Here is a 23398-nt window from a genome sequence, read left to right as displayed (position 1 = left end):
AACCCAAAAAACAGGAGACAGGAATGAAGTTCAGCAAGATGGTGGCGGCAGCCCTGCTGGCCGCGGGCTTCGCGACGGCGGCCTCGGCCGCGGAATGGCCGGACAAGCCGATACGCGCGGTGATCGGTTTTGCGCCCGGGGGACCTTCCGACATCGCGTTCAAGATGATGCAGGACGAGCTGAGCAAGAAGCTCGGCCAGCCCGTCATCCCGGAATACAAGCCCGGCGCCAACGGCAATCTCTCGCTGCTGGCCGCAGCCAGCGCGCCCGCCGACGGCTACACCATCCTCTGGACCAACGCGGCCACCATCGCCGTCAACCAGTACCTGTACAAGGACCTGAAGATCGACCCGGCCCAGGCCTTCGCGCCCGTCGCGCAACTGACCGATTCGCCGCTGGTGGTGGTGGTGCCCAAGGATTCGCCCTACCAGACCATGGCGGACCTGATCAAGGCGATCAAGGCGGACAAGCAGGCGACGATCACCTACGGATCGCCGGGCTACGGCAGTTCGGCGCACACCGCGGCGTCCTCGCTCGCGCTGGCCTTGAACACCAAGCTCACGCACGTGCCGTACAAGGGCAGCGCGCCCGCGCTGCAGGACCTGGTCGCCGGACGGCTGACCTTCATGATCGACAGCCGTTCCAGTTCGCTGCCCTACATCAAGGACGGCATGCTGCGCCCCCTGGCGGTCAGCGGCGCCGCCCGCGTCAAGGATCTGCCGGACCTGCCCACCATCGCCGAATCCGGCGTACCGGGCTTCAAGGTCACCACCTGGCAGGCCGTGGTCGTCCCCGCAGGCACCCCCAAGCCCATCATCGACAAGCTGGCCCGGGCGCTGGAAGAAACCGCCGCCATGCCCATCGTGCAGGAACGCTTCGAACGCATCGCCACCCCGCTGGTCAGCAGCTCGCCCGAGGCATTCGCCAAATTCTGGGCGGAGCACCGCGAGGCTACCCGCGACCTGGTGGAACGCGCCAATCTGAAGCTGGAGTAATCGCATGAGCAACATCGACCTGACGCCCGAACAACAGGAGCTGCAGCACAGCATCCGCCGCTTCATGCTGGCGGAAGTGGCGCCCATCGTCGCGCAGCACGAAAAGGCGCGGACCTTTCCGTTCGACCTGATGCCCAAGCTGGCGGAGCTGGGCTACCTGGGCGGCAACCTGCCGGAAGACCAGGGCGGGCATGGCATCGACATGCCCACCTGGGCCATGATGATGGAAGAGCTGGGCTACCACTGGCTGTCGCTGCGCACCATCGTCAACATCACCAACGGCTCCATCAAGCGCCTGGCCGCCCACGGTTCGCCGGCGCAGAAAGAGAAGTACCTCAAGCCGCTCATGGCCGGCCGCCTCAAGGCCTGCACCGGCCTGACGGAGCCGAACACCGGCTCCAACATCGCCGGCATCCAGACGCGGGCCGACCTGGTTGGCGACGAGTGGGTGCTGAACGGCCGCAAGCTGTGGATCACCAACGGCTGCGACGCGGACTTCGCCATGGTGGTGGCGCGCACCTACAGCCCCACCTGCGAAGGCAAGCTGTCGACCTTCATCGTCGAACGTGCGTTGGCCAACTATGACGTGCGCAAGCTCGACACCATGGTGCTGCGCTGCACCGGCACGGCCGAACTGGGCTTCGCCGACGTGCGCATCCCCAAGGAAAACCTGGTCGGCGTGGAAGGCGCGGCGCTCGCCGGCACGCTCAAGGGCCTGGACGCCGCGCGCCTGAACATAGCCATGGGAGCCGTCGGCGCCGCGCAGGCGGCCCTGGACATGTCCATCGACTACGCGAAACAGCGCGAACAGTTCGGCCGCCCCATCGGCAGCTTCCAGCTGGTGCAGAAGCACATCGTCGACATGACGGTCCGCGTCGAAGCGGCGCGCGCGCTGGGCATGCGCGCGGCCCATGCGCTGGAAGCGGGCAAGGACGTGCGCCAGGCCTGCTCCATCGCCAAGCTCTACGCCACCGAGGCCGCCCACGAAGTGGCCAACATGGCGCTGCAAGTGCATGGCGGGCTGGGCTACTCGGAGGAATATCCGATCGAGCGCATCTTCCGGGATACGCGCGGCGGCATGATTCCCGAAGGCACGACGGAGATCCAGACGCTGATCGCGGGGCGGGAGATCCTGGGGATGAACGCGATAGCCTGACGGGCGGAGCGCCAGCCCTCAGCCATCCCGCTCATGATTGGTGATGAAGTCCGGCGGCAACGCCGGGCCCCACACATACAGCGAATCCTCCGGCGGATAATCCCCCGACGGCCACTTCTGCCCTTCGGCGATAAAGTCGATGTCGTACGAATACTCGGCGTAACTGCCCCAGGGATCGCGCACGTAGCGGAAATAGTTTGAACCCAGCACATGCCGGCCCACGCCCCAGCCGTCCGCATACCCCGCCGCGCCCATCTGCTCCATGCCTTGCCCCACCGCATCGATGGACGGCACGCACCAGCTGCTGTGATGCAGGCCCAGGCCATGCGACTTGGCCAATGCGATCAGGTGATGGTCGCTGCCGTGCGGACTGTGGATGAAGGCGATGGCATCGCCCGAGGTATCCGACACGCGCAGTCCAAGCGCATCCACGTAGAAGCGCGTGGCCCGAACCACGTCGGCGCTGAACAACAGGATGTGCGACAGATACAGCGGCCGCACCTGCCGCACCTGGCTGCGCGCGGGCGCGCGGCCGGCGCCGCCGCTGGCCTGTGGCGGCTCTTGCGGCGCGGGGGCCGACGGTGAAGACTTGGCTGCAATCCGCAATTGCAGAGCCAGCCCGTCGGGCGCCTCAATCCAGAGCCCTGCGGGGTCGGCGTCCTGCGGCGCGTCGCGGCGGGCGATACCCAGGCGGTCCAGATTCACGGCGAACCGTTCCAGGTCGTCCGCGTGGACCCCCATGCTCACCCACAGCAGACGCTTGCGTACGCCCTTCAAGATGCGCGCCCAGCGGTGCGGATGGCCATGGGTGTACAACGCCAGGCAGCCGCCTTCATCCCGCACGTCCAGGCCGAAACTCGAATAAAAGCGCCTGGCCTCTTCGAGATCGGGAACGCTGAACACGAACTCGTCCACCGAGTGCACGGCGAGCGGCGCTGTCTGCGCATTGGATTGCATGTCTGTCTCCAAGAATCTTGTTCTGGTTGCGGCAGGCTGCCCTGCGCTCATTGCTCGACGGCGACCTTCTGCGCCAGACCCTGGTACAGCGCCGTCTCCGTCTGGTAAAAGTCCCGCATGTCCGCCACCGAGTTCTGCGCCACCAGCTCCATACCCGTGGAAACAACATACTCGCGAAACGCGGCGTCTTCCATGGCCTGGACGATCGCGCGGTTCAGGCTGGCAACGGTCGCGTCCGGCGTCTTGGCCGGCACCAGAAAGGCGATCCACGTGCCGTACACGAAATCCCGCAACTTTTCGCTGGATGCGGACAAGGGCGGCACTTGGGGCAGCCTGGGACTAGGTGCGGCGCCGGTCGTTGCGTAGGCCCGTATGCGGCCGGACTCGATCAGGTCCAGCGTCGACCCGCCCAGCGGCAGGAAGCTCAGTTCTATCTGACCGCCCATCAGGTCCTGCGTGACGGGCGGAACGCCCCGGTAGACGACGTGGTTGAGCTTGAACTGGCTTTGCCGCGCCCATTGCTCGCCCAATAGGTGGATCATCGAGCCCGGACCGATATGTCCGAAGTTCAGTCCCTTGTCTCCCTGGGCCTGCGCCAGTTGGGTCAGTTCGCCCAGGTTCTTGGCCGCGACCGCGTTGCCGCCGGTCAGGATGTAGGGCAGCCGCGCCACCACCGCCACCGCGCGCAGGTTCTCCGCCCGGTACTTCACATGCTGCATCGTGGCCGGGGTCAGGATGGGTTCGGTCTGGGACGCGATCAACAGCATGCGTCCGTCCGCTGGCGCATTCAGCACCCGTTGCGTGCCGATGGAACCGCCCGCCCCGGGTTGGTTCTCGACGATGATGGTCCTGCCCAGCGCGGCCTGCAGCAGCGGCTGCAGCTTGCGCGCCACGCCGTCGGTGGGATTGCCCACCGGCTGCGGAACGACGATGGAGACGGGCGGCGCGTCGGCCTGGGCTTGCGCGTTCGCGCACGCCAGGATGCCGATCAGGAACTGCAGACTCGCGGCCACGCCGCTACGCAGTGCTTTCATTGCAGGCCTTTCTGGTTGGACTCGTTGGAAAGCCAAAAATGCCGGGGATCTGGAATCCCCGCCACGGCATCACTCAAGTTGCAGGCGCGACACCATGGGGCCGAACTGGACGAACTGACTTTTCAGCAAAGCGCTCATCTGCTCGGGACTGGAACCGCTGGCCTCGGCGCCCAGTTCGGCTAGGCGCTGGCGGATGGCGGGCTGCTGGACGGCCTTGGACACCGCCTGGCCGATACGCGCCACGACGGCGTCGGGCGTCTGCGCCGGGGCGAGCAAGCCGTTCCAGCCCTCGGTATCGATGCCGGTAAAACCCAGTTCGCTGACAGTGGGCGTGTCCGGCAGGGACGGCGAGCGCTGCGGCGAGGTGACCGCCAGCGCGGTCAAGGATCCGGCCCGGATGTCGCTCAGCGACGAAGACAATTGGTCGCCGCCCATCTGGATGCGGCCCGCCAGCATTTCGCCCTTCAAGGGCGCAGCACCCTTGAAGGGCACGTGCGTCATGGACGCGCCCGTCTGTTCCTGGAACCACATGCCGAACACGTGGATGTACGAACCGGGTCCCGTGGAACCGTAGGCGTAGTGGGTCGAAGGATTCTTTTTGAGCAGTTCCGCGAATTCCTTCAGGTTGCGGGCCGGCACCGAAGGCGTGGAAGTGATGACCAGCGGCACGTTGGCCACCACGCTCACGCTGCGCAGGTCGGCCAAGGGATCGAAGTTCAGCCGCTTCGCGCCCTGCGCCACCAGGGCGGCCAACGGATAGGAGATGTTGGCCATCAATACGGTATAGCCGTCAGGCGCCGCCTTGGCGACGGCATCGGCGCCCAGCAGCCCGCCCACGCCCGGACGGTTCTCGACCACCACCGGCTGCCCCAGCTCTTGCGACATGGGCGTTGCGATCAGCCGCGCGATCAGGTCGGTGGTTCCTCCGGCGGCAAACGGCACCACGATCTTCACCGGCCGCGCCGGCCAATCCGCCGCGCTGGCCACGCCCAGGCTGGACGCCAGGCCTGCGGCCAGCAACAGCCTGGCCCAACGACGCCGGGCGGGATTGCTCACGGACGACTTCACAAAAGCAGTTGCGATTCGCATGTCTGGAGTTCCAAGAGTAGATCGTGGCCGTGCGCCCCGGCGCGCGGATGGCGCCGGGGCCGCTGGATGCGTGGTGAGAAACCTAGGCGGACGGCGCCTCGTCGCGGATGCGGTTGCGCAGCGTACCGATGCGCTCGATGTCTACCTCTACCGTGTCGCCGTCCTTCATGTAGAGCTTGGGCGTGCGCCCGAAGCCCACGCCGGCGGGGGTGCCGGAGAAAATGATGTCGCCGGCCTGCAAGGTGATGGCCTCGCTGACGGTCGAGATCACGGTGGCCACGTCGAACAGCATGTCGCTGGTGTTGGACGATTGCATGGTTTCGCCATTGAGGCGGGTCTCGATCCGCAACCCGCTACCGCCGGCCGGCAGTTCGTCAGCCGTGACCACGTATGGCCCCCAGGTGCCCGTGCCGTCGAAGTTCTTGCCCACGGTCCACTGCGGCGACTTGAACTGGTATTCGCGCACCGAGATTTCGTTGCCCACGGCGTAGCCGAACACGTGGTCCAGCGCCTGTTCCTTGGCGATCCGCCGTCCGCCCTTGCCCAGCACCACGACCATTTCGCCCTCGTAGTCCAGCGTATCGCTAATGGCCGGACGCTCCACCACCGCGTCATGCGCGCCCAGGCTGGTCGACACGCGCAGGAACAGCGTCGGGTAATCGGGCTGGTCGTACGGGCTTTCCTTGGTGTGGTCGGCATAGTTCAGGCCGACGCACAGGATCTTGGGAGGTTCGATCGACGGCGACAGAAAGGTCGCGGCAGCCGGATCGATGAACTGCGTGGCCGCGGCTGCCATGCGCTCCAGATCGGCCAGCGTCTTGCCCTGGCGCAGCAGCGTACCCAGATCGACGCCTGGAGCGGACAGCAGCGCCAGGCGGCCCTGCACGAGTGCGGCGGCGCGAGGCGCGCCGTCGATTTGTAGGGTGGCCAGTTTCACGTGATCTCCTGATGGATGAGGGTTGAACGAAGAATATGTAATTCATAAAAATATATATATTCTGGTTTTCCCTGGATAACTTGAGCTTCATAGATAAAAACCTTATCGTTTCGCATGACCTCCGTTTCCACACCTTTCCGGACTGCGGCATCGGCCCTGGCCAATGACATCCGCGCAGACATCATCACGGGCAGCCTGCCCCCGGGGGCACGCCTGCGCATCAAGGATCTCTGCGAACGCTACGACAGCGGCGCGATCCCGCTGCGTGAGGCGCTTTCGCGCCTGGCCACCAGCGGATTCGTGGTCGCGGAAGACCAGCGCGGCTTCCGCGTGGCGGACGTGTCGGCGGAAGAACTGCTGGACATCACCGAAACCCGGATCCACATCGAATGCGAAGCGCTGCGCCGCGCTATCGCGCTCGGCAGTCTGGACTGGGAAGAGCGGCTGGCCGGCGCGCACTACCGTCTGAGCCGCCTGCCCCTGCACGCTACGGACGGCTCCGGCTTGTCGGCTGAATGGGAACAAGCGCATTCCGCTTTCCATTCGGCGCTGATCAGCGGCAGCGATTCAAAGTCGCTCATCGCCATCGCCGAGCTGCTGCGCGACCAGACCGCGCGCTACCGCTACCTGTCGGTGCAGCTGAATTCCGGGACCAAAGCCGCCTCCGGCTCGAAAAAGGGCAAGGAACGCAACGTCGCCGACGAACACCGCAAGCTGCTGGAAGCCGCGCTTGCCCGCGACGCCGATACCGCCGCCAAGTTGCTGGCCCAGCACCTGCGCCAGACCACGCAGCTGGTGCTGGCCCAAATCCCCAGCCATTAGAAAGCTCCGCGCCTTGCGCCGGGCTGTCGGTCTTCCCAGGGAGCCGCCTCGCTACTCACGTCAAAATCACAACCTACCAAAAGTAAGTTACTATCGGTAGGTTAATTATTTTGATGGAGTGTAGACGCCATGCATGCGCTAATCGTTGTTGCACATCCCGATCCCGCGTCGCTGACCCACGCGGTGGCGCGACAGGTCGCTGAAGGAATTTCCGCTGCCGATGCCGGGCATACGTTCGAAGTCGCAGACCTGGCCGCCGAAGGTTTTGACCCTAGGTTCACCCAGCCGGACGTCGCGCTGGCCATGGGCAAGGGGGAGCCCCTGCCGGAAGTCGCCGCGGAACATGCGCGGCTTGAACGCGCCGATGCTCTGGTGCTGGTCTACCCCGTGTACTGGTGGTCCTTCCCGGGCTTGCTCAAGGGCTGGATCGACCGGGTGTTCACCCAAGGCTGGGCCTACGAAGATGCGGACGGCAAGCTGGTCAAGAAGCTGCAACGCCTCAACGTGCATCTGGTCGCTCTGGGCGGCGCCAACCAGCGCACCTATGCGCGGCACGGCTACTTCGGCGCCATGAAGACGCAGATCGACCACGGCATCTTCGGCTACTGCGGCGCCAACGTCGCCACCTCGGAATTGCTGCTGCCCTCCGACGCGGGCTTTCCCGCCGCCCATCTCGACGCCGCCCGGACGATAGGCCAGAAGATTTTCTCCTCGCGTGCTGTAATCCACGAGGAGGAAGTCCAACAATCATGACCGCAAAGATGCCAAGCCCCGCCAGAGCCAACCCGCAGCGCCGCCTGTCGCGCGACGAGCGCCAACGCCAGTTGCTGGACGTCGCCTGGAAGCTGATCAGCGACGAAGGCACGGACGCCCTGACCCTGGGACGGCTGGCCACGGAAGCCGGCATCACCAAGCCCGTGGCCTATGACCACTTCGGCACGCGCAACGGACTGCTGGTGGCGCTGTACCAGGACTTCGACGTCCGCCAGACCGCGCTCATCGACGCCGCGATCGCCGCCAGCAAGCCGGCCTTGAAGGAAAAGGCCCGGGTCATCGCAGCGGGCTACATCGAATGCGTCATGACGCAGGGCCGCGAGATTCCCGGCGTGCTGGCCGCGCTGGGCGGCTCCCCGGAACTGACTGCAGTAAAGCACCAATACCAGCAGGCCTTCATCAAGAAATGCCAATCCATACTTGCGCCTTACGCCGGACCCACGGGAATATCGCCGGCCAGCATGTGGGCGATGCTGGGCGCGGCTGACGGCCTGGCGCACGCGGCCGTGGCTCAGGACATCAGCGTGGATCAGGCGCGCGACGAGTTGATGGATACCATCATGGCGATGGTCAAACGCAGCAAGTGAATCAGCGCAGCGGCATCGCCACCGGACGCAGCGGCGCCGCATCGCCGCCGCGGATCTTCAGCGGCCCGCCGATGAAGGCGAATTCATAGACCTGGTCGCGCGACAGCTCGTCCAGCGCCGCCAGCTCGATGATGGGCACGCCCTTCTGCGCCAGCAGATAGGTATGCAACGGCACATAGTCGTCGGACACCTCTGAAGGGAAGGTCTCGAAACTGAGGTTGTCCGCCCCCAGAATCATGGCGCCGCCCTCCTCGACCAGATAACGCGCCGCGTCCAGGCCCATGCCCGGCGGCTTGGCCATGTAGGCCGCCGGATCGTTGTACAGCTTCATGCGGCCAGTGCGGATCAGGACGATGTCGCCTTCGCGCAGCTCGGTCTTCTGGCGCGCTAGCGCGGCTTTCAGATCCTGCCGGGTAATGCGGTACTGATCGGGAAGCATCTCCACGCCCTTGAGCGCGGCCACGTCGATCAGCACGCCACGCGCCACCAGCGGCGGGAATTTCTCGATGCCCGTGCGCTTCCAGCCGCGGTCGCCCAGATGCTCGTCGGCCCGGAAGCCGTTCCAGATCTTGCCATGGATGCCGAAGTGGTTGAGCGCATCGATATGCGTGCCGGTGTGGCTGTACATCGAGAACGCCGTGCCGGTATAGCTGCGCATGGCGTTCATGTCGCGGCCCACGCCCATGGGATCGTCGACTTCGGTGCCGCGCGGCGTGTGCGTCATCCAGAACTGGTAGTGCGGATCGCCCGCGTCCTGCCAACTGGGCATGCCCACGTAGTATTCCGTGGCCAGGTCATAGACCTTGCCGCCAGCCACGCGCGACATTACCGCGGCGCGCGATTCGGGCGTGATCAGGTTGAGGCGGCCGATCTCATCGTCCGGTCCCCAGGGGCTGATTCCCACCTCCTGTCCGGAGGCCGGCGCCCGGGCGGGCGCGCCGTGCGCGAGCACGTTGAAGCTGAGGGCGGCGCCCAGCGCCAGGCCGAGCAATTTTTGGGTGTAACGGGTAGTCATGATGCACCTTGTGCGTTTGGCTTCCGTCCCGCGGACGGAAAAATGGAAAGAAGGAAGACGTGGGCGACGCGCCGATACCCGGCGATCAGGCCTCGACCGCGGCGGGCATCAGCGCCCGCAGCCTGTCCCGCAGATCGGCCGTGGACATGGTGTGCAGACGGGCCCGGTGCGGCCCCGCTATCAACGTGGGTATGGAGTCGATGGCCAGCCGCGCGGCGGCGGCGCGATCGGCCTGCACGCGTAGCAGGGCTTCGTCGCCCTGCATGAGGGCGGCGAATTCGGCCCGGTCATGGCCCAGCCCTGCTGCGATGTCCAACAGCACGGCGTGATCGCCGACATTACGATGCTCGCTCAGGTGGGCATGCTGAATCGCGTCGAACATGTCCCAATGGCCCGCGTCGCCGGCCAGCAGATGCGCGGCCTGGCAAGCCAGCGCGCCGGCCATCCCGCTGGGGTAATCGAATGATTCGGCGCGCATGCCCTCGACGTCGATGCGGGGCAGGTCTTCATGGCGGGCGCAGGCTTCCCAATGGCCCAGGATCACCTGCTTGGCGCGCGGCATCGAGCCGAACACCTGGCACATCTGTTCAGGCGATTCCTGCAGCACGAAGCTGCGCTGGCGCACGGCAATGCCCAGTTCGGCCGCGACCTGGCGCAGGCGGGGAGACATGACATAGCACCAGCCGCAAACCACGTCATGGAAGAAGTCCACGGTCAGCGGCGCGGCGGGTGCGTAATTGGAGGTCGAAGTCATGATGGCGTCCATCTCGTTTCAATGGACGCCAGCTTAAGGACGGGCCGGCGCGAGAATAAGGGGTCCGCCGGCAGGACTTTATTCGCTGCGCGTCAACAATCGCCGCGCATGGCCGCCGGCAGATGGTCCGCCATGAAATCCACAAAGGCCTTGACCTTGGGCTGCAAGTGGCGGCTGGTCGGATAGACCGCATAGACATGGCGAGGCGCGGCGGGCTGTTGGGGTAAAACGCGCACCAGCCTGCCGCAGGCGATGGCGGGCGCGGCCAGGAACGACGGCAAGGCGCCTATGCCCAGCCCCTCTTCCAGCAGGTCCCGCAGCATCAGGCTGTTGTTGACCTGCACCAGCGCGGGTCCGGCCAACGGATCCGCCTGCTGGCCTGCATCCTCGTCCGCAACCGCGCCAGGGCTTTCGGCCAAGGTATAGCTGAGGATGTCATGCCCGCGCAGCGCGTCCACGCTTTCCGGAGTGCCGCGGCTGTCGAGGTAGGACGGCGCCGCGCACAGCACCTGCGTCAGCGACGCCAGCCGGCGCGCAATCAGCGAAGAATCGTCCAGTTGCGCGCGCAGCCGTATGGACACGTCAAAGCCCTGTCCCACCGCATCGACCAGCCGGTCTTCCATCGCCAGGTCCAGGCGCAGTTCCGGATATTGGCGCAGAAAGCGCGCCAGCAGCGGCGTCAGCACGCTCAAGGCAAACGAGACCGGCGCGTTCACGCGCAGCCGCCCCGACACCAGGCGGGACTCGCGCCTGACGGATTTTTCCAGGGCGTCCAGTTCGTCCAGCAGCCGGCAGCATTCGGCGTAATAGGCCGCGCCCGTGTCGGTCAGGCTCATCTTGCGGGTGGTCCGCTGGATAAGCACGGCCCCCAGGTGGGCTTCCAGCGCCCGCAACTGCTTGCTGAGCCCGGCGGACGACATATCCAGCGCCTCGGCCGCCTTGGCCAGGCTGCCCAGTTCGACGATGCGCCGGAAGGCGCGCATGTAGTTGAAGGTGTCCACCTGCGTTCAACCGCCGTCCGGCCGCGCCGCCTCGACCAGGTTGTCGCGCAGCGCGACAACCTGCTCCCTCAACGCCGCGAACTGATCGCCCGTGAGACCGCAAGCATCGCTCAGGTTGATGCTTGCGGTCTTCTCGCGCAAGCGCCGCCCTTCGTCGGTCACGCGCACCCGGACCAGCCGCTCGTCCACCGAGTCGCGCACGCGTTCCAGATAGCCCATGCCTTCGAGCTTCTTGAGTATCGGCGTGAGGGTGTTGGATTCAAGAAAGAGCTTTTCGCCCAGGCTGCCGACCGTCTGATCGTCCTCTTCGAAAAGGGCAATCATCGTCACGTACTGCGTGTAGGTGAGCCCGAGCGCGTCGAGGATGGGGCGGTACACGCGGCCGAATGCCAGGTTGGTCGAATAAACCGCGAAACAGAGGAATTCCGCCAGCTTTCTCTGGGATGGATCGTTTGGGGTCTTGGGCTTCATGTGCACCTCGGTATCTGGTCTGCCTGATGGCGCCACTTTACATCGCATGCGATGCAGTCGTAAACGATTTGATACGAATTTCCTCGCTTCAGCCTCTTGACGCCGGGACTCGCGCTTCTTACCATGCGCTTCAATCGCATTCGATTTAATCGAATCCGATTTAAATTCCAACTGACAAGGAAGTTCCCCATGCCCGCCCGTATCCAGAAAGTCCTTTTGACCGGCAAGACCCATACGACCCTCTCTCGCAACTATGTCTCGCAGGGCGGCGAGGAACGGCTCGATATCCGTCTTTCGACTCCCAACAACCCGGGCCTGGTCCAGGCTTTCGAAGACATCCAGCCGCATCCGACCGCCGAGCAGCTTTTCGCGGGCGCCTGGTCCGCCTGCTACACCAGTGCGCTGGACGTCATTGCCAAACAGATGAAGGTGCAACTGCCGAACGATCGCGCGGTGGACGTGGAAGTGGATCTGGGCATGGCGGGCAGCGCCTACCTGCTCCAAGCCCGCTTCAACGTGTTCCTGCCCGGACTGGACCAGGCGCTGGCCGAGCAGATTGCCCACGCGGCCGATGAAATCTGCCCGTACTCGAAAGCCACGCGGGGCAACATCGATGTGACCCTCAACGTCCATGCGGCCTGAAGGGGAACCGACATGCGCAAGCTCCTGCTCGTACTCATCCTGTTTGCCGGCGGGCTGGCGCATGAGCTGCGCAACCCGCTGAGCTGCCAGACCATCACGGCGCGCAACGACAGCGGCGCGCGCCGGCAAAAGCGCGAGTCCTGACTCTCGCGCCCCTCTCTCCTTGCGTCGCGGTGCCTACCCATGCTGATCATTCTTGTAGCTTTTCTTGGCGGCGTTTTCACCATCGTGAGCCCCTGCATCCTGCCCATCCTGCCCTTCGTGTTCGCACGCGGATCAGGTTCATTCCGGACCCATGCCTTGCCGCTGCTCGCGAGCATGGCGGTCGCGTTCGCGGCGGTCGCCAGCCTGGCGGCGTTCGGCGGCGCCTGGGTCGTGACGCTCAATGAGGGCGCGCGCTACACCGCGATGGCACTGTTGGCGCTCTTCGGACTTGCGTTGCTGCTGCCCGCCGTGGGCGACTGGATGAGCCGGCCGCTGGTTGCGCTGGGCAATCGCCTGGCAGGAGCGCCTCCCGGCTCGCCGCGCGCGGCCGGGCTGCTTTCCATCGGGCTGGGCCTGGGCACCGGCCTGCTATGGGCGCCGTGCGCCGGCCCCATCCTGGGACTGCTGCTTACCAGCGCGGCGCTCAACGGCGCGAACATCCAGACTTCCTTGCTGCTGCTGTCATTCGCCTGCGGCACGGCGGTGGCGCTGGCCGCGGCGCTCTGGCTCGGACGCGGCATGGCCGCGACGTTGCACCGCTTCCTGCCTGCGGCCCAAGGCCTGCGCAGGGTGGCCGGCGCCGCCGTCATGGCCGCGGTTGCCGTGTCCGCGCTCGGATGGAACCCGGCGCTTCTCTCCAGCGCCTCTGCCTCGGGCGCAGCGCGGCTGGAGCAGCAATTGGTCGAACAGCTACGCCCGAATAATCCGGCCAAGACGTTCGCAGCCGCGAACGGTCCGCTGGCATCCCTGCAGGATGCCAACGGCTGGCTGAATTCGGGACCGTTGGGCGCCGCCGATCTCGATGGCAAGATCGTGCTGGTCGACTTCTGGACCTATTCCTGCATCAACTGCCTGCGCACGCTCCCCTATCTGAAGGCCTGGCACGACAAGTACAAGGATGCCGGGTTGGAAGTGATAGGCGTGCACTCGCCCGAATTCGCTTTCGAGAAGAGCGCCTCCAATGTGCGCCGGGCGGTCGCGGACCTGGGCATTCAGTACCCCGTCGCCCTGGACAACGGGTTCCGGATTTGGCGAGCGTTCCGCAATCAGTCCTGGCCCGCCTTCTATCTGCTCGATGGCCAGGGCCGCGTGCGGTACACGGTCGCGGGCGAGCACGATTACCAGCAGACGGAACGCGTGATCCAGCGCCTGCTTGCGGAAGCGGGCCGGACGCTGCCCGACGCCGATGCCGCCCGGCCCGCGGCGCGCGGCGTGGAAGCGCCGCCGCAGTGGTCGACGCTGCGTTCGGGCGAAAGCTACCTGGGCTATGGCAAGGCCGCGAGCTACGCGCCGGGCGGCACGCCGATCAGGCAGCATAAGGACGCGGTCTACCAGCCCGCGGGCGAACTGGGCGCCAACCAATGGACGCTGGCCGGATCATGGCGGCTGGAGCCGGAACTTGCGGTGGCCACAGGCGCCAACGGCCGCGTCATCCAGCGCTTTCATGCGCGCGACCTGCACATGGTGCTGGGCCCTGCGGCGGACGGCCGGCCGGTGCGATTCCGCGTCACGCTGGACGGCCGGCCGCCGCTGGCGGATCACGGGGCCGACATCAATGAGCAGGGAGAGGGCGTCATCGAGGGGCACAAGCTTTATCAGCTGGTGCGGCAACAGACGCCGGACCGCGACCGCGTCTTCCAGATCGAGTTCCTGGAGCCCGGCGTTGAAGCCTACGCCTTTACTTTCGGCTGATGGCGATCTGGGGTTGCTTCGGAACGCCCTGCAGCAACCCCTTGAATGTGTCCAGGAACGCCTGGGCGCGCGCGGAGACCACGCGCGTCTGAGAGAGCGCATACAGGGTCGTGGGAGGCAGTTCCCACTCCGGCAACACACGCTCCAGCGTGCGCCGCGTCCCCCTGTGGTCCAGCAGCAGATCACACGGCATCCATGCGATGCCCGCGCCTGCCATCGCCAGCTGCACATTGAGCAAGGCGCTCTCGGTCACCACCGTCGATGAAACCGGAATGCGGCAACTCTCGCCGTTTCGGCGCAGTTCCCAGTCCGTCTCGGTCGCGACCACAAGCAACTCATGGTTGTGCAAATCCGCCGGGTCCCTGGGGCGCCCCGCGGCGTTCAGGTAGGCGCGCGATGCGATCAGGACGCGCCTGAGCTCCAGCACCGGACGCTGGATAAGCAAAGAATCGCGCTGAGGACCGCCCCGGATCGACAATTCAAAAGGCATCGGATTGTGGCCCGTTTCCCCTCCCCCCACCACGATGTCGAGCCTGACCTTCGGATAATCCCGGCGCATCGCCGCGACCAGGATAGGCAGCAATGCAGTGAGACTGGAAGGAATCGAAACGCGCAGCGTTCCTTCGGGTCGGCCGACATACGATTGAATGACCTCGTGCGCATTGAGCGCGGCCTCGACGTGGCCGACGCATTCCTCGAAGTAGCGGACACCGGCCGTCGTGGTGGACACCTTGCGCGTCGTGCGTACCAATAGCTGAGCGCCCAGCTGGCTCTCCAGTATCGACAGCCGCCTGGACACCGTGGAAACAGGCATGTCCAGCATCGCAGCGGCGGATGTGAATCCGCCATGCTTGACCACTTCCACGAAGATGAGAATGTCCTGCAGGGATATTCCGCGATTTTCCATGAGCGTCCTCGGCGGCCCTTGATTCGAACAGCCCGACGCGCTTCCCCAGTTCGATCCCGCCTGCCTTGCGCCGCAGCTCTTTGCAGCTGCTGTCATGCTGCGGGGCGAGTGAGCCAATTCTGGAAGCGCGTCGGTCCGATGTGCGCATGCGCGCCCGCGACCAGCGAACGGTCGTCCAGCTCGCTGCCGTAGTAGCGCGCATGCACGTCGGCAACAACGGTGCGGGCATCGCCGCGCGCGGCCAGGAACTTGCGGCCCAGCTCGTCAAGTGGAAAGCGGTCCGGCCCTCCCACTTCGACCGTGCCATTGACCGGAGTCGCGACGGCCAGGTCGGCCAGCACCGCCGATACGTCGTCGGCCGCGATGGGCTGGATCAGGGCGGGAGACAGCCGGATCATGCCATTTTGCGCACCCGCGCTCACGATGCCCTCTACGAACTGGAAGAACTGGGTTGCGCGCAGGATGGTGTAGGGAATCTTCGATTCCCGGATCAGCTTTTCCTGGGCCACCTTGGCGCGCATGTAGCCGCTGTCCGGCAATCGCTCAGCGCCGACCACGGATAGCGCCAGGTAATGTTCCACGCCAGCCCGGGTTGCCGCCGCCAACAGATTGCGCCCAGCGGTTTCGAAGAACGCCATCACTGCCTGATCCTCGAACGACGGAGAATTGGACACGTCCAGCACTGCCTGCGCCCCGGCCAGGGCCTCGGCCAATCCCGCGCCGGTCAAGGTGTCCACGCCCGTCCTGGGCGATGCCGCAACGGTTTCATGACCGTTTGCGCGCAGCCGTTGCACCACATTCGACCCGATCAGGCCGGTACCGCCGATAACCACGATTTTCATGTTCCGCTCCTTGCTTGATTGCCGTCCCGTCGCACATCCCGACCGGGTGCTTGCAGTATGCTTAGCACCCGGGCGGAAGGCTTTGCGGCCGCCTTGTTTTTCCCTTGGATTTGGCTTGCGCATTCGTCCAGCCGACTGACCTGAAGCCAGGCGCACAAGAACGGCACAAGGAGTACGGAATGCAATTCTCTTTTGACAACTGCGTGCTGGACCTGGACCGGCGCGAGCTGCTGCGCGCGTCCAGCGCCGTTGCCACGGCGCCCAAGGTTTTCGACGTACTCGCGTACCTGATGGAGCACCGCGACCGCGTCGTCAGCCGCGACGACCTGGTCAACGCCGTGTGGCAAGGCCGGATCGTGTCGGAGTCGACCTTGGCCACCCACATCAACGCGGTGCGCAAGGCTGTGGGCGACGACGGGCAACAACAGCGCGTGATTCGGACCGTCGCCCGCAAGGGCTTTCGCTTCGTCGCGGCAGTGACAAGCGAACAAGCGCCGCAGGCCGCAAGCCTTCCGACGGCTTCCGCCTCCGCGAGCCAGCCGGTAATGCACGCCACGCCTGCTGAAGTTTCCGCTTCCGCGCCGGCGGTTCTCGCCAAGCCCTCCATCGCCGTGCTGCCGTTCGTCAATCTCAGCGGCGACCCGGAACAGGACTATCTGTCGGACGGCGTGATCGAGGACATCATCTCGGCCTTGTCCCAATACCGCTGGCTTTTCGTCGTCGCCAGGAACTCGAGCTTCGCGTACAAGGGGCACGGCGTGGACGCCAAACAGGTGGGCCGCGAACTGGGGGTGCGCTATGTGCTGGAAGGCAGCTGGCGCAAGTCGGCAAACCGCGTGCGCACCTCGGCGCAACTGATCGACGCGACCACGGGAATACTGCATTGGGCGGGCCGCTTCGAGGGCGTGCTGGGGGACATCTTCGAACTGCAGGACCAGATCACCGAAAGCGTGGTGGGCGCCATCGCGCCGCAGCTGGAGCGGGCCGAGATCGACCGCGCCCAGCGCAAGCCTACCGGCAACCTGGACGCCTACGACTACTATCTGCGCGGCATGACCAAACTGCACCAGGGCACCCGCGAATCCGTCGACCAGGCGCTGCAACTCTTCCATACCGCTATCGCGACCGATCCGGATTACGCGTCGGCGTATGCAATGGCGGCGTGGTGCCACTGCTGGCGCAGGGTCAACAACTGGATGACGGATGTCGGGAAGGAGACCGCGGAGGGTATACGCCTGGGTCGCAAGGCCGTCGACCTGGGGCCGGACGACGCGGTTGCGCTGACTCGGGGCGGCCACGCGCTGGGCCAGCTGGGCGGGGACACCTCGGGCGCCATCGCGCTGCTCGACAAGGCGCTCAGCCTCAATCCGAATCTGGCCGCGGCGTGGTTCCTGGGTGCGTTCCTCAGGCTTTGGCGGGGAGAAGTCGAGGACGCCGTGGAGTTCTTGAAGCATGCGATGCGGCTCAGTCCCCGTGACCCGGAGCTCTACCGCATGCAGGCAGGCATGGCCACCGCGCATCTCTTCCTGAAGGATTTTGACGCGGCGGCGTCATGGGCGGAGAAGGCCTACCAGAACCTGCCGAGCTTCCAGATGGCGGTCGCGATAGGCGCGGCCAGCCACGCGTTGGCCGGACGGACGACGGACGCGCAACGCGGGCTGCAGAACCTGCGGCAGCTCAATCCCAGCCTGCGTCTGTCCACGCTTGCGGAATGGGTGCCCATCTGCGCGCCGCAGCACCTCGCAACGTTGACGGAAGGCCTGCGCGCGGCGGGCCTGCCGCAATAGCGGCGGCCGTCCCCCTCGATTCCATCAGTCATCGACCAGGATTTCTGGCGTGACCGACATGCCCACCTTCAGATTGGCGGCTGCAGGCTGATCCGCATTGATGCGAATCCGCACCGGCAGCCGCTGGACGATCTTGGTGAAGTTGCCGGTGGCATTGTGCGGCGCGACTGCGGAATAGCTCACGCCGCTGGCGGGCCCCAGGCTTTCCACCGTTCCCGCCAGCACCTCGCCCGCCAGCGCATCGACCTCGATAGCCACCGCCTGGCCCGGCCGCACGCGCGCCAGCTGCGTTTCCCGGAAGTTTGCCGACACATAGACAGCGTCCAGCGGGACTATCGCGAGCAAAGGCTTGCCGACGGTGACGAAGGCGCCGACGCGCACCGATTTCTGCCCCACGGTGCCGTCCACGGGCGCGGTGATGCGGGTGTACGACAACTTGAGTTCCTCCGCGGCCTGCACCGCCTGCGCCTGGGCGAAGGCGGCGCGGGCCTTTTCCAGGTCCGCCTGCAGGACATCCACCTGCTGGCGGGCAGCCAGCAGGCTGGCCTGGGCCTTTTCCAGGCTGGCCTGTTGAACGCTGGCCTGCATTTCGGCCTGCTGGCGCGCCTGGACGGTTCCCGAGCCGTCCGTCGCCAGGTTCCGATAGCGCGTCTGGTTGGCACGGGCCAGCTTCAGCGCGGCCTCGTCCACCGCCACCGCCGCCTGCGCCTGGCGGATGGAGGACTCCTGCTGGACCAGCCGGGCTTGCAGGCCGGCGACGCTGGCCTGGGCGCTGGCCGCCTGGGCCCGGGCGGCATTGGCGGCGGCGACGAAATCACGGTCGTCCACGGTGGCGAGCAGTTGCCCCTGCCTGACGGGCTGGTTGTCCTCGACCAGCACCTTGTCGATCCGGCCCGCGACCTGCGGCGCCACCATCGTGAAATCCGCGTGCACGTAGGCGTCGTCGGTGGACTGGGTGGATGCCCGGGATTCGGAACGGTTGAGATACAGGCCGCCGCCGATCAGCAGCATGAGCAGCAGCGCCGTGGTCGTGATCTTTACTTTCTTCGGTAATGCCATGATGGACTATCCCTGAATGGAAGATGGAACTGTGGAAGGACGCGAGACCGGGCGCAGATCGGGAGGGGGGATGTAGTTCAGCCTCAACACGATGGGAATCAGCAGCAACGCCAGGACGCCCAATACGCGGTAGGCATCGGCGATCGACAGCACCAGCGACTGCTGGCTGACGATGCGCATGAGCTGCCCAGGCTCCAGGCTGTCCGGGACGTAGTTGCCGACCAGCGCCGCCTGGCCCAGCAGCATTTCCGCATGGAAGCGGCCGCGCACGGTCAACAGCTGCCCGACCACGGCGGCGCCCAGCACCGAGCCCAGCGCGCGCAGCGTATTGATTGCCCCCGAGACATAAGGCCCTTCGTGCGGTTGCACCACGCTGGTGATCAGGAACAGCATGGACACCACGGCCATGGGCTGCCCCACGGCTTGCAATGCCTGTGCCAGCACGAACTGCTCGCGGTTCCACGTGACCGTCAACTGCGCGCCTGCCAGGCAGGCGAGCGCGATCAGGACCAGCCCCGCCGAAAACACCATCCGCGCATCCACCCATTTCCGATACAGCAGCAACGCCACCGCAAAGCCCAGGACCAACTGCGGCAGCGCCACGATCAGCCCGATGGATGCCATTTGCGCGGGCCTGTAGTCCTGGATCGGCGCCAGATAGCCGGCCGGCAGCAATGAGCCGGACAACAGCACCACCAGCAGGAAAACGAACAGAGTGAAGCCCAACACCAGATTCCGGCGACCCAGAACCTGCAGCTTGATGAACGGCATGGGGTGATACCACTCCGTCAGCAGATAGACGACCAAAAGAATCACGCCCGCTGCCAGCGCAAAGGTGACCAGGGGCGAGTTGAACCAGTCCAGCCGGACGCCCTGGTCCAGCGCGACGGCGATCAATCCGAACGCCGGCACGCCGCAAGCCATGCCGAACCAATTGGCCTGACGAAAGCGCCCTGCGTCCACAGGCTCGCGGTGCAGCCCCCAGCCGACCAGCGCCGCGGCGATCACGGCCAGAGGGATGATCTGCCAATACACCCAACGCCAGTCGAAGAGCGCGTCGGTCCACAGGCCGGCCAGCCAGATGGAGAGATTGGGGGCAAAAGTGGCGGTCATCGCATACAACGCCAGGCCGTACAGCCTGATGGGCGGCGGCAGGAACTTCAGCGCCGCCATCATCAACAGGGGAATCGTGGTGCCGCTGGCGAGACCCTGCAGGAATCGCAGGGCCAGCAGCAGATGCAGGTCCTGGACAGCAGGCAGGACCAAGGCCAGCGTCGTGCACGTGCCCAGCATCCAGAGTTCGAAGCGGCGCACCGACAGCGTGATGGCGAACCACGCCGCGAACGGCATGGCAATCAGTTCTCCCGCACTGTATGCCGTCGTGAGCCAGGAACCCCCGTCAAAGCCGGCGCCCAGCGCGCCGCGCAAGTCCGCCAGCGCCAATACGCCGACACGGTTGTTCAAGCCAGCCATCATGGCCGCGAGAAAGATGCCCAGAAGTCCGGCCATGGCGCGCATCGAAGGCTTGGGCTGGCCGTGCGCCGCTTGAGCGGATGGCGTGGCGCTCATGGCGTGGCCTGCTCTTGCGAATTCCAGCCGCCGCCCAGCGACTTGTACAGATTGACCACCGTAAGCGTGCCGTCGGTGGCGCTGGCGTTCAGACGGGTCTGGCTGGCAAGCAGGTTGCGCTGCGCGGTGAGCACGGTGAGATAGTCGGACGCCCCCTGTTCATAGCCGCGCTCGGCGGCCCGCAGCGCCTGCTGGTTCTGCTCATACGACACCAGCAGTTCATCGTGTTCGCGTTGCTGCTCGGCCCAGGCATCCAGTGCATTGTCCACCTCATGCCAGGCCTGCAGGACCGTCTGCCTGTAGGCCAGCGCCGCCGCCTTCTGCCGCGCTTCGTTGAGCGCCAGGCGCTGCACCAGCCTGCCGCCCTGGAAAATGGGCAGGTAGACCGTCGGGCCGATCGAGAAAAAGCGGGAGTCCCAGCTGGCCAGGTCGCTGCCATCGAACGCTTCCACTCCAAGTTGGCCGACCAGGGCGATGCGCGGATAGAAGTCGGCCTTGGCCACTCCTATCGCCGCCGTGGCGGCATGGAGCCGGGCCTCGGCGCGCTGGATGTCGGGCCGCCTGTGCGCCAGCTGCGAAGACACGCCGACTGGCACGCTGGCGGGCAAGGAGGGCAGCGGCATCGTGCCGCGCAACGTTTCGTCCAATGCGCGCGGCCGCTCACCCAGTAGCAGCGCCAACGCATTCAGCAGCGCGTTGCGGCGCTTGTTCAGCTCAGGCAACAAGGCCCGCACCGTCGCCAGCTGCGCGCGGGCCGTGGCGGTCTCGAAACGGGTGGCCACGCCATTGCGTTCCCGGCTCTGCGTCAAGCCCAGAACCCGCTCGGCGACCGCCAGGTTCTGCCGGGCGATGTCGAGCTGGGCCTGGGTGCCGCGCAGCTGCAGGTATGCGCGGGCCACCTCGGCCGCCAACGCCACCTTTGCGGCCTCGCGGTCGTACACGGTGGCTTCCAGGGAAGCCTCGGCGCCTTCGCGCAGGCGCCGGGCGCGGCCCCACAGGTCTATCTCCCACCTGGCGTTGAACCCCAGCCGCCAGAAGTCGTCGGGGGTGCTGGACGCGCCCAACGCGACGAACTTGCCGTTTTCGCTGAGCGCTTCGCGCGCATAACTGGCGCCCGCGTCCAAGCTGGGCAAGAGTTCCGACGAGGCGATCCCCAACTGCGCCCGGCTTTGTTCGATGCGCGCGGCAGCCATCTGCAGATCGAGGTTGCCGGCGGCGGCCTGGGCCTGAAGCCGGGCAAGCACTGGATCTTCGAACAGCAGCCACCATTGCACCGGCACCTCGGCGTCGGACAGCCGCGCGTGGCCGGCAGGCTCCTGCCTCGGCGCGAGATCCACCTCGGCCAGTCCATCGGCCGGCCGGACGAAGTCGGGCCCAACCGCGCAGCCCGCCAGCATCGCGGCACACAACGCCGCGCTGGCGCAACGCCATAGCGGCGAACGGATCGGTGTCAACATCACGGCAGTTCCTTGTAGGTGAGCAACGCATTCGTCGGGACAAGCGACGAGGCCAGTATGCTCAGCCCCTTACGGGAACGCTTCGCGTACACCTTGGATTTCCATTGAGTTTGGCTTGGGGATTCGTCCAATCCGCCCGCAATCCTGCACAACCGCTGTCAGCCCGAAGTTGTGTCTTTTCATTTCGGTTTTGGCTAGAGAACGGAACAAAGATCCGCTATGTCTCAGCAACGGCCCAAACCGGCTTGAGCTGGCGCCGAAAATTCGCGCCTGGGACAGCAACCGAAGAAGTTAGAAATAATGCGAAATAAATTGCACTGCCCCCTCCGCTAAGGTCGAGCTAGCCATTGACTTGGAGGAGAGCGAGCATGAAGGCCATCGGTTCTGCTGCGATTCTGTCCGCGACTATCGGCTTATCCCTGCCCGCCGCGGCCCCCGCTCAGGTCTACCAGAACGGGACCGCGACGGCGACTTTCAATGTTTCCCTGACGGTGCAGGCAAACTGCACGATTGCGGCCGATCCGCTGGTCTTTCCCTCTACCGGCCTCTTGAGCGCCGCGGTGAATCAGGAAACTACAGTCAGGGTCACCTGCACCAACACCACGCCCTACAACGTAGGCCTGGACGCCGGCACGGCGGCGGGCTCGACGATCGCGAATCGCCTGCTCGTGGGCACCGCGCCAGGCAACACCACCACCAGCGTGGGTTATCAGCTCTACCAGAATGCAGGCCGCACGACGATCTGGGGCAACACGCAAGGCACGGACACGGTGGGCGGCACCGGCACGGGCGCGGCCCAGACGCTGACCGTCTACGGCAGGGTGCCGCCCCAGGCCGCCCCCAAGCCGGATACGTACCAGTCGACGGTCACGGCCACCGTCTACTTCTGACCGCGGATCGACATGACGACGCTTGGGATCGTACGCCAGGCGGCGGGGGCCTGTTTGTTCGGCATGGCGCTGCAAGCGCATGCCGCCAGCCTGCAGATCTCGCCGGTAATCCTGAACCTGGACGGCGCGGAACGCGCCGCCAGCATGACCTTGCGCAACGAAGGCGCCGAACCCATCTATGGCCAGGTCCGCGTGTACGCATGGAGCCAGACCACGACCGAAGACGTGCTGCAGGAGACCTCGGACCTGGTGGCCAGCCCCCCGATGATCCAGATCGCGCCGGGCGGCACGCAAGTCGTGCGCCTCTTGCAGCCCGAGGCCGCCAAGCGGCCCGGCGAAGCGTCGTACCGCCTGATCATCGACGAAATCGCGCCACCCGATCCTTTGCGCGCAACGGGCGTGCAAGTGCGGCTGCGCTATTCGGTGCCTGTGTTCGTGGGCGCGGCCCCGCAAACTCCCGCGCAGCGGCACCTGGCCTGGACCCTGGTGCGCAACGGTCCCGACTGGGCCCTGCGCGTCGACAACAGCGGCACGCACCGCGCGCAGCTCAGCGACGTGGCACTGGTATTCAACGGCCAGCGCCGCAGCCTGCGGGACGGCCTGCTCGGCTACGTCCTGGGCGGCAGCGCGCGCCAGTGGCCCCTGCCCTTCCAGCCCGCCGTGCACGGGGCGGTCACGGTCAACGCGCGGGTGAACAGCGTTCCCGTCCAGGCCGACGTGCAAGCCGATACAGGGAAGTGAAACATTGCACGCGCGC

Annotated in this window: 24 protein-coding genes; 11 read left to right on the top strand and 13 right to left on the bottom strand. The window is 65.9% G+C overall.

Features of this window, described 5'->3' with window-relative positions; translation table 11 throughout:
• Positions 1–23: 23 nt before the first annotated feature.
• Positions 24–995: a tripartite tricarboxylate transporter substrate binding protein gene (locus DXK93_RS28705; RefSeq protein ID WP_119451888.1), complete on the top strand. Its 972-nt coding sequence runs from the start codon at positions 24–26 to the stop codon at positions 993–995.
• A gap of 4 nt (positions 996–999) precedes the next feature.
• Positions 1000–2151 (top strand): acyl-CoA dehydrogenase family protein, encoded by a 1152-nt coding sequence (locus DXK93_RS28700; protein WP_119451887.1) that lies wholly within the window; start codon positions 1000–1002, stop codon positions 2149–2151.
• Positions 2152–2169: 18 nt separating this feature from the next.
• Here the strand turns inward: DXK93_RS28700 and DXK93_RS28695 are convergent, their stop codons facing one another.
• From DXK93_RS28695 to DXK93_RS28680, 4 genes are all read right to left on the bottom strand, one after another.
• Positions 2170–3108, bottom strand: a complete 939-nt coding sequence (locus DXK93_RS28695) for a VOC family protein (protein ID WP_199728348.1) — start codon at positions 3106–3108, stop codon at positions 2170–2172.
• A 47-nt stretch (positions 3109–3155) separates the two neighbouring features.
• Positions 3156–4142 carry a tripartite tricarboxylate transporter substrate binding protein gene (locus DXK93_RS28690; protein ID WP_082400792.1) on the bottom strand — a complete coding sequence of 329 codons (987 nt, stop codon included), beginning with the start codon at positions 4140–4142 and terminating at the stop codon, positions 3156–3158.
• A 69-nt stretch (positions 4143–4211) separates the two neighbouring features.
• Positions 4212–5198, bottom strand: coding sequence for a tripartite tricarboxylate transporter substrate binding protein (locus DXK93_RS28685; protein WP_158598586.1), 987 nt, complete (start codon positions 5196–5198; stop codon positions 4212–4214).
• A gap of 115 nt (positions 5199–5313) precedes the next feature.
• A complete protein-coding gene (locus DXK93_RS28680; protein WP_054451848.1) occupies positions 5314–6168 on the bottom strand; it encodes a fumarylacetoacetate hydrolase family protein in 855 nt (284 codons plus the stop codon).
• A 114-nt stretch (positions 6169–6282) separates the two neighbouring features.
• Here DXK93_RS28680 and DXK93_RS28675 point away from each other — a divergent pair, with 114 nt between their 5' ends.
• The 3 genes from DXK93_RS28675 (at position 6283) to DXK93_RS28665 (ending at position 8351) form a co-directional block, all read left to right on the top strand.
• The gene (locus DXK93_RS28675) at positions 6283–6990 is read left to right on the top strand and encodes a GntR family transcriptional regulator (protein ID WP_054451849.1); all 708 of its coding nucleotides are present in this window, start codon (positions 6283–6285) and stop codon (positions 6988–6990) included.
• Between the two features lie 129 nt (positions 6991–7119).
• Entirely contained in the window at positions 7120–7743 is a 624-nt protein-coding gene (locus DXK93_RS28670; RefSeq protein ID WP_119451884.1) for an NAD(P)H-dependent oxidoreductase, read from the top strand.
• Positions 7740–8351 carry a TetR/AcrR family transcriptional regulator gene (locus DXK93_RS28665; protein WP_054451851.1) on the top strand — a complete coding sequence of 204 codons (612 nt, stop codon included), beginning with the start codon at positions 7740–7742 and terminating at the stop codon, positions 8349–8351. The genes DXK93_RS28670 and DXK93_RS28665 overlap by 4 nt, the downstream gene beginning before the upstream one ends.
• A 1-nt stretch (position 8352) precedes the next feature.
• Here the strand turns inward: DXK93_RS28665 and DXK93_RS28660 are convergent, their stop codons facing one another.
• From DXK93_RS28660 to DXK93_RS28645, 4 genes are all read right to left on the bottom strand, one after another.
• On the bottom strand, positions 8353–9366 hold the full coding sequence (locus tag DXK93_RS28660) for a cyclase family protein (RefSeq protein WP_119451883.1): 1014 nt from the start codon (positions 9364–9366) through the stop codon (positions 8353–8355).
• A gap of 85 nt (positions 9367–9451) precedes the next feature.
• Complete coding sequence (locus DXK93_RS28655; protein ID WP_199728347.1) at positions 9452–10132, bottom strand: DsbA family protein; 681 nt, start codon at positions 10130–10132, stop codon at positions 9452–9454.
• A gap of 80 nt (positions 10133–10212) precedes the next feature.
• Positions 10213–11121, bottom strand: a complete 909-nt coding sequence (locus tag DXK93_RS28650; RefSeq protein ID WP_119451882.1) for a LysR family transcriptional regulator — start codon at positions 11119–11121, stop codon at positions 10213–10215.
• 6 nt (positions 11122–11127) lie between these two features.
• Positions 11128–11592, bottom strand: a complete 465-nt coding sequence (locus DXK93_RS28645) for a MarR family winged helix-turn-helix transcriptional regulator (RefSeq protein WP_054451854.1) — start codon at positions 11590–11592, stop codon at positions 11128–11130.
• Positions 11593–11781: 189 nt separating this feature from the next.
• Between DXK93_RS28645 and DXK93_RS28640 the strand changes: the two genes are divergently transcribed.
• The 3 genes from DXK93_RS28640 to DXK93_RS28635 are packed head-to-tail and all read left to right on the top strand — an operon-like array spanning position 11782 to position 14130.
• Positions 11782–12234: an Ohr family peroxiredoxin gene (locus tag DXK93_RS28640; RefSeq protein ID WP_054451855.1), complete on the top strand. Its 453-nt coding sequence runs from the start codon at positions 11782–11784 to the stop codon at positions 12232–12234.
• Between the two features lie 12 nt (positions 12235–12246).
• Positions 12247–12378 carry a hypothetical protein gene (locus tag DXK93_RS32525; protein ID WP_255423697.1) on the top strand — a complete coding sequence of 44 codons (132 nt, stop codon included), beginning with the start codon at positions 12247–12249 and terminating at the stop codon, positions 12376–12378.
• 39 nt (positions 12379–12417) lie between these two features.
• A complete protein-coding gene (locus DXK93_RS28635) occupies positions 12418–14130 on the top strand; it encodes a redoxin domain-containing protein (protein ID WP_119451881.1) in 1713 nt (570 codons plus the stop codon).
• Here DXK93_RS28635 and DXK93_RS28630 read toward each other — a convergent pair.
• Together DXK93_RS28630 and DXK93_RS28625 are read right to left on the bottom strand one after the other, a co-directional pair.
• Positions 14117–15037 (bottom strand): LysR family transcriptional regulator, encoded by a 921-nt coding sequence (locus DXK93_RS28630; RefSeq protein WP_158598585.1) that lies wholly within the window; start codon positions 15035–15037, stop codon positions 14117–14119. The genes DXK93_RS28635 and DXK93_RS28630 overlap by 14 nt on opposite strands.
• Positions 15038–15129: 92 nt before the next feature.
• Positions 15130–15879, bottom strand: a complete 750-nt coding sequence (locus tag DXK93_RS28625; RefSeq protein WP_054451858.1) for an SDR family oxidoreductase — start codon at positions 15877–15879, stop codon at positions 15130–15132.
• 179 nt (positions 15880–16058) lie between these two features.
• Between DXK93_RS28625 and DXK93_RS28620 the strand changes: the two genes are divergently transcribed.
• The gene (locus DXK93_RS28620) at positions 16059–17666 is read left to right on the top strand and encodes a winged helix-turn-helix domain-containing tetratricopeptide repeat protein (RefSeq protein ID WP_054451859.1); all 1608 of its coding nucleotides are present in this window, start codon (positions 16059–16061) and stop codon (positions 17664–17666) included.
• 24 nt (positions 17667–17690) lie between these two features.
• Here DXK93_RS28620 and DXK93_RS28615 read toward each other — a convergent pair whose 3' ends face one another.
• Genes DXK93_RS28615 through DXK93_RS28605 form a run of 3 tightly spaced genes read right to left on the bottom strand, consistent with a single transcriptional unit; the run spans position 17691 to position 21751 of the window.
• Positions 17691–18725 carry an HlyD family secretion protein gene (locus tag DXK93_RS28615; protein WP_119451879.1) on the bottom strand — a complete coding sequence of 345 codons (1035 nt, stop codon included), beginning with the start codon at positions 18723–18725 and terminating at the stop codon, positions 17691–17693.
• 6 nt (positions 18726–18731) lie between these two features.
• Positions 18732–20294, bottom strand: coding sequence for an MFS transporter (locus DXK93_RS28610; protein ID WP_119451878.1), 1563 nt, complete (start codon positions 20292–20294; stop codon positions 18732–18734).
• Positions 20291–21751 (bottom strand): efflux transporter outer membrane subunit, encoded by a 1461-nt coding sequence (locus tag DXK93_RS28605; RefSeq protein ID WP_054451862.1) that lies wholly within the window; start codon positions 21749–21751, stop codon positions 20291–20293. The genes DXK93_RS28610 and DXK93_RS28605 overlap by 4 nt, the downstream gene beginning before the upstream one ends.
• Positions 21752–22119: 368 nt before the next feature.
• Here DXK93_RS28605 and DXK93_RS28600 point away from each other — a divergent pair, with 368 nt between their 5' ends.
• A complete protein-coding gene (locus tag DXK93_RS28600; protein WP_054451863.1) occupies positions 22120–22641 on the top strand; it encodes a spore coat U domain-containing protein in 522 nt (173 codons plus the stop codon).
• A gap of 12 nt (positions 22642–22653) precedes the next feature.
• Positions 22654–23382, top strand: a complete 729-nt coding sequence (locus tag DXK93_RS28595) for a molecular chaperone (RefSeq protein WP_119451876.1) — start codon at positions 22654–22656, stop codon at positions 23380–23382.
• Positions 23383–23398: the final 16 nt, after the last annotated feature.

It is taken from the genome of Achromobacter sp. K91 (genome assembly GCF_003576205.1).
GTDB classification, from domain to species: Bacteria; Pseudomonadota; Gammaproteobacteria; order Burkholderiales; family Burkholderiaceae_B; genus Achromobacter; species Achromobacter aegrifaciens.
This window is presented reverse-complemented; position numbering and strand designations above follow the sequence as displayed.